Annotated in this window: 11 protein-coding genes; 3 read left to right on the top strand and 8 right to left on the bottom strand. The window is 73.4% G+C overall.

Going from position 1 to position 15,057, the window contains the following annotated elements; translation table 11 throughout:
• Nucleotide 1 precedes the first annotated feature (1 nt).
• Both C6W10_RS09665 and C6W10_RS09660 read left to right on the top strand, forming a co-directional pair.
• Nucleotides 2-2,335 carry a transposase gene (locus C6W10_RS09665; RefSeq protein WP_107257778.1) on the top strand — a complete coding sequence of 778 codons (2,334 nt, stop codon included), beginning with the start codon at nt 2-4 and terminating at the stop codon, nt 2,333-2,335.
• Nucleotides 2,336-2,647: 312 nt separating this feature from the next.
• The gene (locus C6W10_RS09660; RefSeq protein WP_107257777.1) at nt 2,648-3,862 is read left to right on the top strand and encodes an ABC transporter substrate-binding protein; all 1,215 of its coding nucleotides are present in this window, start codon (nt 2,648-2,650) and stop codon (nt 3,860-3,862) included.
• A 553-nt stretch (nt 3,863-4,415) separates the two neighbouring features.
• Here the strand turns inward: C6W10_RS09660 and C6W10_RS09655 are convergent.
• The 5 genes from C6W10_RS09655 to C6W10_RS09635 all read right to left on the bottom strand — a co-directional run bounded on the left by C6W10_RS09655 (nt 4,416) and on the right by C6W10_RS09635 (nt 11,031).
• Nucleotides 4,416-5,003, bottom strand: a complete 588-nt coding sequence (locus C6W10_RS09655; protein ID WP_101369592.1) for an ATP/GTP-binding protein — start codon at nt 5,001-5,003, stop codon at nt 4,416-4,418.
• Between the two features lies 1 nt (nt 5,004).
• Nucleotides 5,005-5,382: a DUF742 domain-containing protein gene (locus C6W10_RS09650; protein WP_101371820.1), complete on the bottom strand. Its 378-nt coding sequence runs from the start codon at nt 5,380-5,382 to the stop codon at nt 5,005-5,007.
• Between the two features lie 107 nt (nt 5,383-5,489).
• Complete coding sequence (locus C6W10_RS09645) at nt 5,490-5,894, bottom strand: roadblock/LC7 domain-containing protein (protein ID WP_107257776.1); 405 nt, start codon at nt 5,892-5,894, stop codon at nt 5,490-5,492.
• Complete coding sequence (locus C6W10_RS09640) at nt 5,891-9,370, bottom strand: sensor histidine kinase (RefSeq protein WP_107257775.1); 3,480 nt, start codon at nt 9,368-9,370, stop codon at nt 5,891-5,893. The genes C6W10_RS09645 and C6W10_RS09640 overlap by 4 nt, the downstream gene beginning before the upstream one ends.
• A 581-nt stretch (nt 9,371-9,951) precedes the next feature.
• Nucleotides 9,952-11,031, bottom strand: coding sequence for an adenosine deaminase (locus C6W10_RS09635; RefSeq protein ID WP_107257774.1), 1,080 nt, complete (start codon nt 11,029-11,031; stop codon nt 9,952-9,954).
• An 83-nt stretch (nt 11,032-11,114) separates the two neighbouring features.
• Between C6W10_RS09635 and C6W10_RS09630 the strand changes: the two genes are divergently transcribed.
• Nucleotides 11,115-11,975 (top strand): putative RNA methyltransferase, encoded by an 861-nt coding sequence (locus C6W10_RS09630; protein ID WP_107257773.1) that lies wholly within the window; start codon nt 11,115-11,117, stop codon nt 11,973-11,975.
• Nucleotides 11,976-12,016: 41 nt separating this feature from the next.
• Here the strand turns inward: C6W10_RS09630 and C6W10_RS09625 are convergent, their stop codons facing one another.
• The 3 genes from C6W10_RS09625 to C6W10_RS09615 form a co-directional block, all read right to left on the bottom strand.
• Nucleotides 12,017-12,697, bottom strand: coding sequence for a DUF4272 domain-containing protein (locus C6W10_RS09625; RefSeq protein ID WP_107257772.1), 681 nt, complete (start codon nt 12,695-12,697; stop codon nt 12,017-12,019).
• A 261-nt stretch (nt 12,698-12,958) separates the two neighbouring features.
• Nucleotides 12,959-14,239 carry a thymidine phosphorylase gene (locus C6W10_RS09620; RefSeq protein WP_107257771.1) on the bottom strand — a complete coding sequence of 427 codons (1,281 nt, stop codon included), beginning with the start codon at nt 14,237-14,239 and terminating at the stop codon, nt 12,959-12,961.
• Between the two features lie 87 nt (nt 14,240-14,326).
• A complete protein-coding gene (locus tag C6W10_RS09615) occupies nt 14,327-15,031 on the bottom strand; it encodes a cytidine deaminase (RefSeq protein ID WP_107263798.1) in 705 nt (234 codons plus the stop codon).
• Nucleotides 15,032-15,057 lie beyond the last annotated feature (26 nt).

Raw genomic sequence — 15,057 nt, 5'->3', positions numbered from 1 at the left:
TGTGTCTCGGGAGGAGGACGACGCCGTGGCGCTCGTGCGGGTGTACTGCGGTCTGGCCTCTGCGGACGCGACGGGTCGGCCGGCTCCGGCCGGCGCGACGCTGACCTCCGCAGTGGTCGACGACGCAGGCAGACTGCTCCACGTCTGCGAGATCACCGATGACCCGGCTGGCTACGCCCAGCTCGGCGCGGTGCTCGTCGAACGGGGCAGCGGGCCGAGTGGCGTGGCCGTCGCGGCGGACAGCGACGACCACCTGGTCACCTCGCTGCTGAGCGCGGCCGGGCGTCCACTGGTCATCGCCGACGACGACGCCGTCGACGACTTCGCCGAACGCTTCGCCGACGACGAGTCGGCCGAGGAGCGGGAATCCGCCCCGGCCGAGCGGCGCGCCGTCGGGCTGGCCCGGGCGTTGCAGGCCGGTGCGCTCTCCGCGGCCACCCTGCCGCCGCCGCGCGAACTCGTCAGCTTCAAGCCGGTACTCGCCGCGCACGCCGCGCTCGCCAACGGCCGGCACGCCGCCGCCGTGGCCCTGCGCGAGGTGCTGCGCGAGCTCTACCCGGCCGCGCTGCGGGCGTACCCGGACCCGGCCGAGCCGGTCTCGCTGGCCGTACTCGACGCGCTGCCCGAGCCGGGCATGCTCGGCGGCACCGCCGCACGTGGCCGGGACACCTCGGTCGCCACCGACGCCATCGCCGCCCACCTCGCCGCCGACGGTGTGGCCGAGGCCGACGTCATCACCGACGCGGTCACCGCGCTCCGGGTCGCCATCGCGGAGACCCCTCGACGGGGCGCCGCCAACAAGGCCCTCACCTCGGCGGCGGCGGAGACCGTACGACAGGCCGTGGCAGCCGTACGCGCCTGCGACGCCGGCTGCGACGCGCTGGTCGCCACCCTGACCGCCCGGGTCGTCAGCACGCCGGCTCCGAGCCGGCGGGCCGGGCGGCGCAGCGTCGGTGACGCCCCGGCGCCGGCCGGCACCGGGCTGCCGGTGCGGGAGCCGGTGCCCAGCTCGGGTCGGCGCAACCGGCACCAGCCGGCGGCGGCCGGCACCGGGCCGGCCAGCCCGCAGCCGATGGGGCCGCCGCCGGTCGCCCCGGCACCGGTCGCACCGCCACCGATGGCGCCGCCACCGGTCACCCCCTCCTCCGCGCCGCCGCTGTCGCCGGCCGCCACGCTCTCGATGCCGGTCGTGCCGGTCTCCGGACCGCCCCGGGAGCCGCGCTCGGCGGCGCCCTCCTCCGCGCCGCCGGCCTACCAGGCGGACACGATGGCGAACCGGCCGGTCTCCGCGCCGCCGCCTCCGCCGCCCGGGATGACGCCGATCCCACCGACGCAGCGCGGGTCGATCCCGCCCGCCGAGGCCGGCGAACCCTTCCGGGCCACCCTGACCACCGCCGCCATCAACAGCGCCCGCAACGAGCGGCGGCCGACGCCGATCACGCCCCGGCCGAAGACCAACGGGGACAGCTCGACGCGTCCGGGCACCATCTCCGCCGCCGGCCTGACCGTGTCGGTGCCGGCGGCCCGGCCCGAGCCGACGGCACCGCCCGGTTCCCGGGCCAACTGGCCGCTGGTCAACTCGGGCGACGAGCAGGACGACCGGGCGGCCGGGTCGGGATACCCCGGCTACCCGGGCGGGCAGTCCGGCGAGCGGGACGCCCCGGTCAGCGCGGCGCCCGCCGACGGGCGGGTGACCCCGCCGTGGCAGGCGGACGACCTGCCCCCCGAGCCGCCGACGCTGCGCCTCGTCGAGCCGTCGCCGCTGGCCGACCGGCCCCTGCACAACGGTCTGCCCGCCGACAACCCGCCGCTGCGCCTGGTGGACCGGGAGGAGCCGGCGGCCCGCGCCGGATCGGCCCTGCCCCGCCGCACTACCGAGCCGAGCACGCCCCCGGTCTCCGACGAGGGTGACGGCGACCTGCTGATCTTCGCGGCGGCCAGGTCCGCCTGGTTCACCGGTCACCCCGAGGAGAGCGAGGTGGAGTGGTCGTCGACCGCCGACAGTGGTTGGCGGGCCGCCGAGCAGGCGTCCCGGCCCTCGGTCGGCGCCTCGACCAATGCCGGCCTGCCCAAGCGGGTGCCGCAGGCCAACCTGGTGCCCGGTTCGCCGCTGCGGGACGAGCGCCCGCTGCGGATCGTCCGTGACGCGGCCCGGATCGCCGAGCACACCACCGGCTACTTCCGGGGCTGGCGGCGCGGCCAGGAGATCGGCGGCTACGCCGTGGGTGGCCGGCCGGGCCGGGAGGCCGCCGGAGGCTGGGACTTCAGCCGCGACCCCGACGAGCGGGCTGACAACCTCGACTACGAATACCGCTCCGCCGGTTACCGCTCCTGACCGAGCCGGACGAACCGCTCCACCGCAAACCCACACCGGCACGTCGACGACTCGGCCGGTGTGGGTTTTCCGCGTCCGCGCAGGGCACTGCGTGCCCGCTCGGCCACGCTCCGCTCTGCCGGGCCCGGCCGGTCGACAGTGCCGCCCGGACCGTCCGGTCAGGACCCGTCGGCTGACTGGTCAATCAGCTTTCAACCTACGTCGACCTGGTGTTTCTTCCCACAGTGTGCGGAGTTGACGACCCGTGGGAGGTGCCGCGACCATACCCCGGGACCGTAGGCGACACCTGCGACCAGCGGATGGAGGGCGACGATGGCCGGACCGGCAGTCGAGGCGTGGACGCTGAGCCGGCGGGGCCTCCTGGCGGCAGTCGCCACCACCCTGCTCGCCGCCTGCGGCCGTGACGACCAGGATCCGGTCGGGCCGCCCGGACCGGACGCCCGCGAACTCGTCATCGGCGCCAGCCTCGAACTCACCGGCCCCGGCCAGGCACTGGGCGTACTCCAGGAACGGGCGCTGAAGATCACCGTCGACAAGCTCAACGAGCAGGGCGTACCCGTCGGCAACCTGCGCCGCACCGTCCGGTTGGTGGTCCGGGACAACGCCAGCGAACCACGGCTCGCCGCCCAGCACGCCACCGAACTGGCCACCCGGGAGAACGTGCACGCGCTGATCGGCGGCTGCCTCGCCGAGACCTCCCTGGCGATCATCCCGATCGCGCAGCAGCAGCAGGTGCCGTTCATCTCCTTCGCCGCGGCCGACAACCTCACCGTGCCGCTGGCGCAGCGGACGTACATCTTCAAACTCACCCCGGACGCCCGCGACGTGGCGAGGGCGCTGGCCCCGCTGATTCGCTCGCAGGGCTTCGAACGGGTCGGTCTGCTGGCGACGCCTGGCGCGCACGGCGATTCGGGCGTACGGGCCCTCACAGCGGCTCTGAAGGCGGTCGACGTCGACCTCGTCAAGGTGACCCGGCTGCCCCGGGCCGAGAACGCCGACTACCGACCGGCGGCCCGGAAGGTGACCGATCCCGATCCCGACGCGGTGGTCATCTGGGGCACCGCGCCGTTCTCCGGTACGGCGGCCCGGGCGCTGCGGCAGACCGGCTACGAGGGCCGGATCTTCTTCGACGCCGGTGCGGTGGCCGAGGACACCCTCTCGGAGACGAACGCCCCGGCGGTCGAGGGCGCGTACGTCGTGCACCCCGCCTCGCTGAACAGCTCGTCGCTGACGAACACCTCCACCGCCGGGCTGGACCGGCGGGACTTCGTCTACCGCTACATCCACCTGTACGGCTCGTTCAGCGGCTTCGCCCCGTACGGGGCGGACGCGCTGCGACTGATCGTCAACGCCGCCCGGCTCGGCAAGAGCGTCGACCGGGGTTGGCTCCGTGCCTACCTGGGTAACCAGATCACCGAGGGGATCGCCGGGGCGTACGCGTTCGCCCCGATCCGGCACGGCGGGATGGAGCCGGACTCGCTCGGCGTCTTCACCGTGGTCTCCGGCTCCTGGAGCCGGGTCTCCTGACGTCCCGTCACGGCGCTCCGCCGCCCTCGCGGCCTACCGTCGCCGAGACGGCTCTCCAGAGTGGCTTTCCAGGGCGACGCGGGACCCCCGGTCGCCGCTCTGGCTCTGACGGGGGCGCTGCCGGCACGGCGCGGGATCACTTCCGCCATCACCATCCGAGGCGACGGTGACGCTCCCGATGCGACCGGGCCGCCTCCATAGTCGACCGGGCCGGCCCGCCAGGTGTGGAGCAAGTCCGGCGAACCGCTTCACAGCCGACCGGGCCGCCTCCAGAGGTCGACCGGTCCGGGCACCGTCCGATCCGGATGCCGGTCGACCGGGCGATCCGGATGCCGGTCGACGGGGTCGCCGGGCGGGGCCACCGGCGCCGAAGCCCGGCCCCTCCGCTCCGCCTCGCCACACCGGCTCAGAGACCCCTCCACCCGGGTCGCGGTCGACGCCGTCGCCAACGGGCGGACGCGGGCAGCCGCCTACCCGGCACGGGCCGGGCAACCGCGTCGGGCGTACCGGCCCAGGGCCGGGCCGCTCCCGACGGGCGACGTGTGCTCGCCGGTCAGGCCGGGGCGACGGCGCGCGAGCGCCGCATGGTGAGCACGTACTCGACCAGCGAGATCAGCACGTGCTTGGTCGACTCCCGGTTCCGGGCGTCACACGCGACGACCGGAACCTCGTTCGAGATCGCCAGCGCGTCCCGCACGTCCTGCGGGTCGTGGTACTGCATCCCGTCGAAGCAGTTGATCGCCACGAGGTACGGCAGCCGCCGGTGCTCGAAGAAGTCGATGGCCGCGAAGCAGTCGGCCAGCCGGCGGGTGTCCACCAGGACGACCGCACCGATCGCGCCCCGCACCAGTTCGTCCCACATGAACCAGAACCGCGTCTGGCCCGGCGTGCCGAACAGGTACAGGATGAGATCCCGGTCGATCGAGATCCGACCGAAGTCCATCGCGACCGTGGTGGTCGTCTTGCCTGGCACCTGGCGGGTGTCGTCGACACCCACCCCAGCCGACGTCATGATCGCCTCGGTGGTCAGCGGCGTGATTTCCGAGACCGAACCGACCAGTGTTGTCTTGCCGACGCCAAAGCCACCGGCGATGACGATCTTCGCCGATGTCACGCGCCCGGCCGTTGGGCGGTGCGACATGTCAGAGCCTGCGAAGTCCACTCAGCACCCTCTCCAGCAGTTCAGTGCCCACCGCGTCGTTTGAGTCGTCCAGAATTGTCGGTTCGTGCACCGCCACCAGGCCATCGGCGGCCATGTCGGCGATCAGGACCCGAGCCACTCCGAGCGGTAACTGCATCCGCGCCGCGATCTCCGCGAGCGACTGCAGCCGACCATCACACAGCGCGGCGATGTATTGATGCTCCCGGCCCTGGCCGCCATTGCCGTTACCGGCGGACCGACCGCGCACCGTCGTCTCGACGAGCGCCTCCAGGGCGATGTCCAGTCTCGGCCTAGTACGACCACGGGTAACGGCATATGGCCTCACCAGCGCGCCCGTCGGCTCGTCGCGTTCAGCCATCATCGCCGTTCACCCCCTTCTCGTCGTACCCGAGACTCAAAGCCTGGAGTTCGTCATTGTTCCATTGTCGTCGCACCGGCCGGCGAACCACACCGGCCGGGTACCACCTAGCTCAACATCCCCGCAGCGGCCCGGGGCGGCGGCGTCAACGCGTCACCCACCCGGTCGACGAGCAGTGCCATCTCATATCCCACCTGCCCGACGTCACAGCTGCGGGCGGCGAGGACCGCGAACGACGAGCCGTCCGAGATGGACATCAGGAACAGGAAACCATTGTCCATCTCGACCACTGTCTGCAGCACCGCCCCACCCTCGAAGCAGCGCGCCGCCCCCTGGGTGAGGCTGACCAGGCCGGATGCGATCGCGGCGAGCTGATCCGCCCGGTCACGCGGGAGGTCCCGTGACGACGCCAGGAGCAGGCCGTCCGCGGAGACGGCGATCGCGTGGGCGACGCCGGGCACACGATCGGCGAAGTTGGCCAAGAGCCAACCGAGATCCTGCGTAGATGTCATCCTTCATGCTCCTTCTGGCCGCTTGCGGTCGCGGGGCCCACCCCGGCCTGCGGGGATCGCTGCCCAGCCGGAGTCGCCTCCGGGTTGGTCGACTGGTCGTCCGTCGGGTGCGTGCGGCCACGCTGCACCCCACGGTGGTACGCGGACAAGAGCCCGCGAACCGCCTCCGGCGTACGACGCTGCACCGAGGTGGTCGGCTTCTCCACCGCTCCGGGCACCAACTGTGCCATCGGTACCCGCTTGGGCAGTCCGGTCTGGGTGGTCTGGCCACCCGACGTCGTGGCAGCTGCCGTAGCCGCCATGGCTGCCCGCCAACCGTCGTCGGCAGCCGTACGCCAGCCGCCGCCCTCGCCTGGCCGACCGGTGCCGTTGGTGCCCGGCCCGCTCCCCGGCTGCTGGCCACCGGAGCTCGGGCTGTGCACCGTTGCCGCGTTGCCTGTCGTCGGTACGGATCCGGCCTGGGCCGCGTCGGGAACGGCGGTGTCCACCGCGACGGCCTGGCCGGTCGCCTGGGAGGCCGGACCGGCTCCCTGCGGCTGCCCACCGGTCTCTTCCGGCTTCCGGCGGGTGCGGAACCAGGCCGACTCCAACTCGCGGAAGATCGGCAGTTCCATGGTCTCGTCGGCGAACTTCGGCCGCGCCTCCGCGTTGGCCGTGGCGTCCGCCGCCGGGGGCCGAGCCATCCTGGGCAGCTCGGCGGTCATGTCCAGGGCCGCGGCCAGGCGCTCCGGGACGGGCGGCGCGCTGGCCTCCCGGTCCGGCGTGTTCACCGGCGGCCAGGCCGGAGGTGCGTTGCCGCCCGGAACCGGCGGCTGCGCGGCCGGCGGCGGCACCGGGATCGGCGCTGGCGGCGGCACGGCCGGCGACGGGTTCAGACCGAACGGTGGCGCGGAGACCGGCGGTTGCCCGGCCGGCGGAGCCGAAACCGGCGGGACCGGCGGTGCGGAGACCGGCGGTGGCGCGGTCAGTCCGTTCGGCTGCGGATCCGGCGTGGCCGGGCGCTGCCGGGGGATGAACCCGGACATCGTCGTCTCCGACGCGAGGCCGGCCGGATCCTGCTCGGTGGCCCGCCGCTGCGGTAGCGGCTCGATGTCGTGTCCGTTGGGGATCCGGGGCGTGAAGGGGTCGTTTCCGTTGCGTCCCGCCCGGGCGCCGGTCAGGTCGGACCAGGCCGGCATCTCCCGGGGCTGGCTCGGGGCGCCGCCCTGCCCGCCGCCGTTCATCGCCGGCTCGTAGGGTCGGCCGTGCGGAGCGCCGTCGCGGTCGCGGTCGAAGCCCGGAGCACGGTCGCCGCCGAAGCCTGGACCACGGTCGCCACCGAAGCCCGGGCCACGGTCGCCACCGAAGCCGGGGCCACGGTCGCCGCCGAAGGCCGGCACCGGCGGGGCGGCCGGTCCGCTCTCCAGGGCGAGCGGTGCGCCGAGCGCGGGGCGGGCGGAGGGTTCCGGCGTACCCGGGAAGCCGCCCGGGTGCTGCGTCCGGCCGGAGAGCGCCCGGGGAATCAGCATCGTGGTGGGCAGCGTGACGTCGGCGACGGTGCCCCGGTCGTGGCCGGGCCGCAGCTCGACCTTGACGCCGTGCCGGGACGCCAGCCGGGCGACCACGACCAGACCCATCATCCGGGAGACGGTCACGTCGACGGCGGGCGGCGTGGCGAGCCGCTCGTTGAGGTCCTGTAGCTGCTCGGCGGTGATGCCGATGCCCCGGTCCTCGACGAAGAGCGTCGCCCGGTCACCGACCCGGCGGGCCTCGACCATCACCTGCGAGTCCGGCGGGGAGAAGGCCGTGGCGTTGTCGAAGAGCTCGGCGACCAGGTGCACCAGGTCGTTGACGGCGGCGGCCTGGACCTCGATGTCCCGGTCGACCATGCCGAACTCGATCCGGGTGTAGTGCTCGACCTCGGACTGCGCGGCCCGGAGCACGTCGATCAGTGCCGCCGGCTCACGCTGCACCCGGGTCGAGTCGGCGCCCGCGAGCACCAGCAGGTTCTCGTCGTTGCGGCGCATCCGGGTGGCCAGGTGGTCGAGCTGGAAGAGCTCGGCCAGCCGGTCCGGGTCCTCCTCGCCGCGCTCCAGCCGGTCCAGGTGACCGATGAGCCGGTCGACCAGGATCTGCGAACGGCGGGCGAGGTTGACGAACATCGTCGCGACCGAGGCCCGCAGTGCGGCCTGCTCGGCTGCGGTCCGGACGGCCTCCAGGTGGACGGCGTTGAACGCCTCGGTCACCTGGCCGAACTCGTCCTTGCTGCGTACCGGTAGTGGCTCGGCGATCTGGTTGGCCACCTGTACCGGTGACATCTGCGCGGTCATCTGCGGGTCGCGCAGTCGGGACACCGCGTGCGGCAGGCCGTACTGGGCGATGGAGAGCGCGCCGTGCCGCAGTTCGCGCAGCGAGCGGGCCATCGAGCGGGCGACCAGGTAGGCGAAGAGCACGGCCAGCAGCAGCATGCTGAGCAGCAGGCCGGTCTCCAGGAAGACCTGGCGCTGCACGTCGTCGCGGAGCGCGCTCGCCTCGGCGAGCACGTCGGAGTCGAGCCGGCCCTCGACCGTACGGATCAGCTGGGCGTTGCCGACCATCGCCGAGTCCCAGTCGTCGGCGTCGAACGGCGCGGCGGACATGCTCGCGTCCGTCCGGCCCCGGATCCAGCCGCCGTAGCTGTCGACCTCGCGCACGTCGGCGCCGGTCACCGTCTCGTCGTAGAAGGCGGACTCGGAGCCGGTCGCGATCGCCTTGAAGGTCTGCAACGCCTGCTGCTGACCGGTCTCGGTGGCGATGTAGTCGGTCTGCAACGCGGCGGTCAGCTCACCGTCGATCAGGGCGCGGTGCACCACGACCCGCCGCATCGACAGGAACTCCTTGCCGCGGGCGTTGGCGGCGGCGGCCCGCATCCGGTCGCTCAGCGAGGCGTTGCCGGCGAGCTGCGAGGCCAGGTCCCGGATGTTGAGCAGGTCGTTGATCAGACCCTCGTACGACTGTGCCGCGTCGGTCAGCTTGAGCTTGGAGTTGATGACCTGGCTGCGGATCCCCGGCAGGTCGGCCAGGCCCTGGTCGATCTGGGCCAGCAGCGCGTCGAAGTTGCCCGGCAGCTCGTCGAGCTGCGCCCGGCGCTCCGAGTAGGGGCCCTTGGCCTTGTCGACCTCGGGATGCACCTTGTTGTAGGCGTCGCGGGCCGTCTTCCGGGTGGTGTCGTTCTGCGCGCCGAGCAGCAGTACGGCGCCGGCCCGCTCGTCCTGCAGGTCGTGCACCAGTTCGCCGGAGGTCTGGGCGAGCGTGGCCAGGGTGTGCGCCCGGTTCGCGTCGTCCAACGTCTCCATGTGGTCGACGATGCTGGTCGTACCGACCACGACGACCGCGATGGTCGGCGCGATCATGATCAGACCCAGCTTCGACCAGATCGGCATGTCGCGCAGCCGGCCGGCGACCGGCCAGCGGAGACGCGACAGGATCGGGCTTGCTGTCTTCGGCCGCTTGCTCACGTCACCGCCTTTCCATCCAGTACCCGGCCAAAGGCCCAGGGCACCGCTGATCGACCGACCCGGGCGGGTCGGACCTCCGAGATTCCATCACGCCGCAACTCAAGAAGAAAGCCCAGGTTGTCACCGACTGGAAGCGCATCCGGATGTCCCCGCGATTTGACAGCAGTCTGTCTTTCTGGTGTCACCCAGGGTAGTCACGCATCCTGTCCATGCTCTACTGCCGTCAACCGTCCAGAACCGGCTGGTCACCGCTCGGCCCGGACCCGGAACCCGCACCGCAACGTATCGAACGTTACCGGCACGGGGAAACCCTACGCCCTCGCGTACGGTGGCTGCGTTCGGCTCCGGTGTCACCGGAAGGCCGGCGCTCGCAGGCGCAGAGAACCATTGCCCGACCGGTCCGGCACGGCAAGGTCGAAGTGCCGGATTACGCGCTCCGTGCGGACCACCGAATGGCCGCCTGGGCAGCCCGGCTGACCGCCCCGGCAGTTTTCCCGACCAAAAGAGATAGCAGACCGGAAATCGTGCGACAACGCCCCGACTCGGTGGCCGATCCGCACCTGGCCGGATCGGCCCACCCGTCAGGACGACAGCTTGGCGTACGCCGGCTTGATCACCTCGTTGATGATGGCGAGCCGCTCGTCGAACGGGATGAAGGCGCTCTTCATCGCGTTGATGGTGAACCACTGCAACTCCGGGTAGCCGTAGTCGAACGCCTCGACCAGCAGCGCCATCTCCCGGGACATCGAGGTACCGCTCATCAGCCGGTTGTCGGTGTTGACGGTGACCCGGAACCGCAGATCGCGCAGGAGCCCGATCGGGTGCTCCGCGATCGACGGGGCGGCACCGGTCTGCACGTTGGACGACGGGCAGAGTTCCAGCGGGATCCGCTTGTCCCGCACGTACGCGGCGAGCCGGCCCAGCACCGGCCGGTGGTCCCCGGGGGTGATGTCGTCGACGATCCGTACCCCGTGCCCCAGCCGGTCGGCGCCGCACCACTGGATCGCCTGCCAGATCGAGGGCAGCCCGAACGCCTCACCGGCGTGGATGGTGAAGTGGAAGTTCTCCCGTTGCAGGTATTCGAAGGCGTCCAGGTGCCGGGTGGGCGGGAAGCCCGCCTCCGCACCGGCGATGTCGAAGCCGACCACACCGGTGTCCCGGTGCCGGACGGCCAGCTCGGCGATCTCCTGCGAGCGGGCGGCGTGCCGCATCGCGGTCAGCAGCGTGCCGATCCGGATCGGGTGCCCGTGCGCCGCCGCCTCGGCGGCACCCTCGGCGAAGCCGGCCAGCACCGCCTCCACCACGCCGTCGAGGTCGAGCCCCCGCTCCAGGTGCTGCTCCGGCGCGAACCGTACCTCCGCGTAGACCACCCCGTCGGCGGCCAGGTCCAGGGCACACTCGGCGGCCACCCGGCGCAGCCCCTCGGCCGTCTGCATCACCGCCACGGTGTGCGCGAAGGTCTGCAGGTAGCGCTCCAGCGAGCCCGAGTCGGCCGCCTCCACGAACCACCGGCCGAGTTCCTCCGGGTCGGTGGTGGGCAGCGGATGCCCCACCGCCTCGGCGAGTTCGACCACCGTCGCCGGGCGCAGCCCGCCGTCCAGGTGGTCGTGCAGCAGCGCCTTGGGTACCCGGACGATCTCTTCGTAGCCGATTGCCGCCATGCCCCGACCCTAGTGGCCCGGCCACCGCGACCAGCGGCGGCACCACCGCCGGCCCCGGCCAGGTCGCGCACTATCGTGACGGGGTGCCACCCGAGGTCCTGCGGCGGCTCCGCTGCCCGGTCTGCGCCCGGCCGCTGGCCGCCGTACCGCCCGCCGCGGCGGTCGCGCTGCGCTGCCCGGTGGGGCACAGCTTCGACCTGGCCCGGCAGGGGTACGTCAACCTGAGCGCCGGCCGGGCCACGCACTCCGGGGACAGCCCGGCGATGGTGGCCGCCCGTGAGGAGTTCCTCGCCGCCGGCCACTACGACCTGATCTCGACCGCACTCGCCGACCTCGCCAGGGCGGTCGCCGGGCCGGCGCCGCAGACGTACCCGGAACTTGTGGTGGATGCCGGCGCCGGCACCGGCCGGCACCTCGGCGCGGTGCTCGACGCGCTCCCCGCCGCCGTTGGGTTGGCCCTGGACGTCTCCAAGCCGGCGCTGCGCCGGGCCGCCCGGGCGCACCCCCGGGCCGGTGCGGCGCTCTGCGACACCTGGCGCGGGCTGCCGCTCGCCGACGGCACCGCGGGGCTGCTGTTGAACGTCTTCGCCCCGCGCAACGGGGCGGAGTTCCGCCGGGTGCTCCGGGGCGACGGCGCGCTGCTGGTGGTCACGCCGACCGCCGAGCACCTCGGCGAACTGGTCGACCGGCTCGGCCTGCTCCGGGTCGACCCGGCCAAGGAGGCCCGGGTCGCCGGCAGCCTGGCCGAGCACTTCACGCCCGGCGCGACGGCCGTGCACCGGGCCACCCTCCGGCTCGACCGGACCGGGATCCGCACCCTGGTCGGGATGGGCCCGAGCGCCTGGCACGCCGACCCCGACCGGCTCGGCCGGCGGATCGACGAACTCCCCGAACCGAGCGCGGTGACCGTAGCGGTCCAGGTGGCCGCCCACCACCCCCGCTGACCGCCGACCCGGCGGGCGGAGCCGGCGGGTCAGGTGGCGGGTCAGGTGGAGAGGTCGACCTCCTCCCAGCCGGCGGGCGGGTCGTGGAACGGGCCGTGGAAGACCACCGCCCACTCCAGCGCCCACCGCCGCTGGCCGATCGCGTTGCTGTCGATCATCCCGGGCAGTTGCAGCCCCGCCTGCTCGGCCTCCAGGTAACCCCAGTCCAGGCAGTAGTAGAAGTCGAGTACGACGGCGACCTCGGCCGCGTCCCGGGGCGCCGCCAGGGTGCGGGAGCGCCACTGGCCGAAGGTCTCCCCCGCCGCCAGGTTGGGCAGCCGCTCCATCAACCGCTCGTCGCTCGGCTCCGTCGGGTCCAGGTGCCGGCTCAGTCCGAGTACCCAGGCCAGCGCGAAGACCGCGTCGTGGTGCAGTACGAAGGAGCGGTGGTCGCCCCGGCTGCCCATCACGAACTGCCACTCCGGCGGCGTCACCGCCTCCACCAGGTGCGAGCCGAGCAGCCAGCTCATCCCCGCCTCCGGCGGCATGCCGAAGCAGCGCGCCAGCACCAGGTGCAGTACCGCCGTCCGGGCCTCGATCTCGGCGGTGGGTCGCAGCTCGACCGCGTCGCCCGGCTCCCAGACCAACGGAAACTGCTCCGGTGGCACGGGCAGCCCCAACCGCCGCAACTCGGTCACGTTGGCGGCCCGGACCGCCTGGGGGTCGGGAGCGGATACGGTCACAGCCTGTTTCCCGTCACGTCGGAGTCGCCTCGGGCGCGCACGGCACCCACGGCACCGCGTGCGGTGTGGCCCGTCGTCGAGCCGACCGCGCACCCGGTGCTACCCCCCGGCGACGGAGGATAGCCGGTCGGCAGGCCGTACACCATGGGCGCCCGGCGTGGCAGCCGCACCGGCGGAAGCTGACCGGGACGAGCCCGCGTCGCGCCCGGACCCGGCCCGGTCAGTGGAGCTGATCGTCGGTGGTGGCGCCCCGGCGGACGGCTAGCCGATCCGGTCGATGACCAGGGCCGGCAGGGTCGGCGGTTCGGCCGAGATCGACACCGCCTCGGCGGCGACGGCGCGCGCCGCCGGGATCCGCCCCGGGTCGTCGGCCCGCAGCTCGTAGAGCGGCTCACCGGCGCGTACCGGATCTCCCGGCCTGCGGTGCAGCAGCACCCCGGCCCCGGCGCTGACCGGGTCCTCCTTGCGGGCCCGTCCCGCGCCGAGTCGCCACGCCGCGATCCCGATCCCGTACGCGTCGACGGCGGCGACGTGGCCGTCCCGGTCCGCCCGGACGACCTCCACCTCCGGGGCGACCGGCAGCGGGGCGTCCGGATCCCCGCCCTGGGCCCGGATCATCGCCCGCCAGACGTCCATGGCCCGGCCGTCCCGCAGCGCCCGCTCCGGGTCGGCGTCCGGCAGCCCGGCCGCCACCAGCATCTCCCGGGCCAACTCGACGGTCAGCTCCACCACGTCGGCCGGCCCGCCACCGGCGAGTACCTCGACCGACTCGGCCACCTCGACCGCGTTGCCCACGGCCAGCCCCAGCGGCGTCGACATGTCGGTCAACAGGGCGACCGTGCGCACCCCGTGCGCGCCGCCCAGCTCCACCATGGTCCGGGCCAGTTCCCGGGCATCCGCCTCCGACTTCATGAACGCGCCCGAGCCGACCTTGACGTCCAGCACCAGCGCCCCGGTACCCTCCGCGATCTTCTTGCTCATGATCGAGCTGGCGATCAGCGGGATCGCCTCCACCGTGCCGGTGACGTCGCGCAGCGCGTAGAGCTTGCGGTCGGCCGGCGCCAGCCGCTCGCCGGCCGCGCAGATCACCGCACCGACCTCACCCAGCTGGGCGATGAACTCGTCGTTGCCGAGCGCGGCCCGCCACCCCGGGATCGACTCCAGCTTGTCCAGCGTCCCGCCGGTGTGCCCCAGCCCCCGCCCGGAGAGCTGCGGTACGGCGGCACCACACGCCGCCACCAGCGGCGTGAGCGGCAGGGTGATCTTGTCGCCGACCCCGCCCGTGGAGTGCTTGTCCACGGTCGGCCGACGTACCCCGGAGAGGTCCAGCCGGTCTCCGCTGGCGATCATCGCGGCGGTCCAGCGGGCGATCTCGGCCGGCGTCATGCCGCGGAGCAGGATCGCCATCGCCAGCGCCGACATCTGCTCGTCGGCGACCCGCCCCCGGGTGTACGCGTCGACCACCCAGTCGATCTGCTCGTCGGAGAGCGTCCCACCGTCCCGCTTCGCCCGGATCACGTCGACCGCGGCTAACCCACCCACAGCTTGCTTCCTCTTCCCAGTTGCCTGTCGAAACCCGGACTGCCGGTCGAACCCCGAATCGGACTCGGGTCGAAGCCCGGACCGGGCTCAGCCGCCCCACCGCTGCGGGATCTCGACCGGCGGCTCCGCCTCACCCGCCCAGAACATCGCCCCGTCGGCGTCGACCACCACCACCCGGGGGGTACGCGCCTGCCCCCAGCTCACCGCCTCGGCCGGGTCGTCCCAGCTCGGGGCCTCCTCGAGTACCCCGGTCTGCGCCCCCTCGGCGTCACCGGCGGCCCGCTCCCAGTAGCCGGTCCAAACCCGCCGCCCACCCGAGACGTCCGGGTGCACGAAGACGGTCCCCCGGCCCCGCCACGCGGCCAGCGCCTCCGGTACCGCCGGCACCTTCACCGAGTCGGCGATCGCCTCCAGGTCCTCCACCCCGAACGCGTGCGGCAGCAGCTCCGCCATCCGCAGCGGCACCGGATCCGCCTCGATCAGGCACTCCGGCCCGCCGTTCTCCCAGAGGAGCTGCCGGCACCGCCCGCACGGCATCAGCGGCTCGCCGGTCGCCCCCACGCACGACAGCGCGACCAGCCGGCCCCCGCCCGAGGCGTGCAGCGCCGACACCACGCCGCACTCGGCGCAGAGCGTCACCCCGTAGCCGGCGTTCTCGACGTTGCAGCCGACCACCACCCGGCCGTCGTCGACCAGCGCCGCCGCCCCGACCGGAAAGTTCGAGTACGGCGCGTACGCGTGCCGCATCACGTCGGTCGCGGCGGCCCGCAGCTTCGCCCAGTCAATCTCCATCGTCACGCCCCCATCCTGCCCCGCCG

This window comes from Plantactinospora sp. BB1, assembly GCF_003030385.1.
In the GTDB taxonomy this organism is placed as follows: Bacteria; Actinomycetota; Actinomycetes; order Mycobacteriales; family Micromonosporaceae; genus Plantactinospora.
This window is presented reverse-complemented; position numbering and strand designations above follow the sequence as displayed.

Coding starts and splice junctions, on each gene's coding strand:
- C6W10_RS09635 (WP_107257774.1), bottom strand. CDS start 11,031: ATGGCGGCAATCGGCTACGAAGAGATCGTCCGGGTACCCAAGGCGCTG.
- C6W10_RS09615 (WP_107263798.1), bottom strand. CDS start 15,031: ATGGAGATTGACTGGGCGAAGCTGCGGGCCGCCGCGACCGACGTGATG.
- C6W10_RS09655 (WP_101369592.1), bottom strand. CDS start 5,003: ATGTCGCACCGCCCAACGGCCGGGCGCGTGACATCGGCGAAGATCGTC.
- C6W10_RS09660 (WP_107257777.1), top strand. CDS start 2,648: ATGGCCGGACCGGCAGTCGAGGCGTGGACGCTGAGCCGGCGGGGCCTC.
- C6W10_RS09645 (WP_107257776.1), bottom strand. CDS start 5,894: ATGACATCTACGCAGGATCTCGGTTGGCTCTTGGCCAACTTCGCCGAT.
- C6W10_RS09650 (WP_101371820.1), bottom strand. CDS start 5,382: ATGGCTGAACGCGACGAGCCGACGGGCGCGCTGGTGAGGCCATATGCC.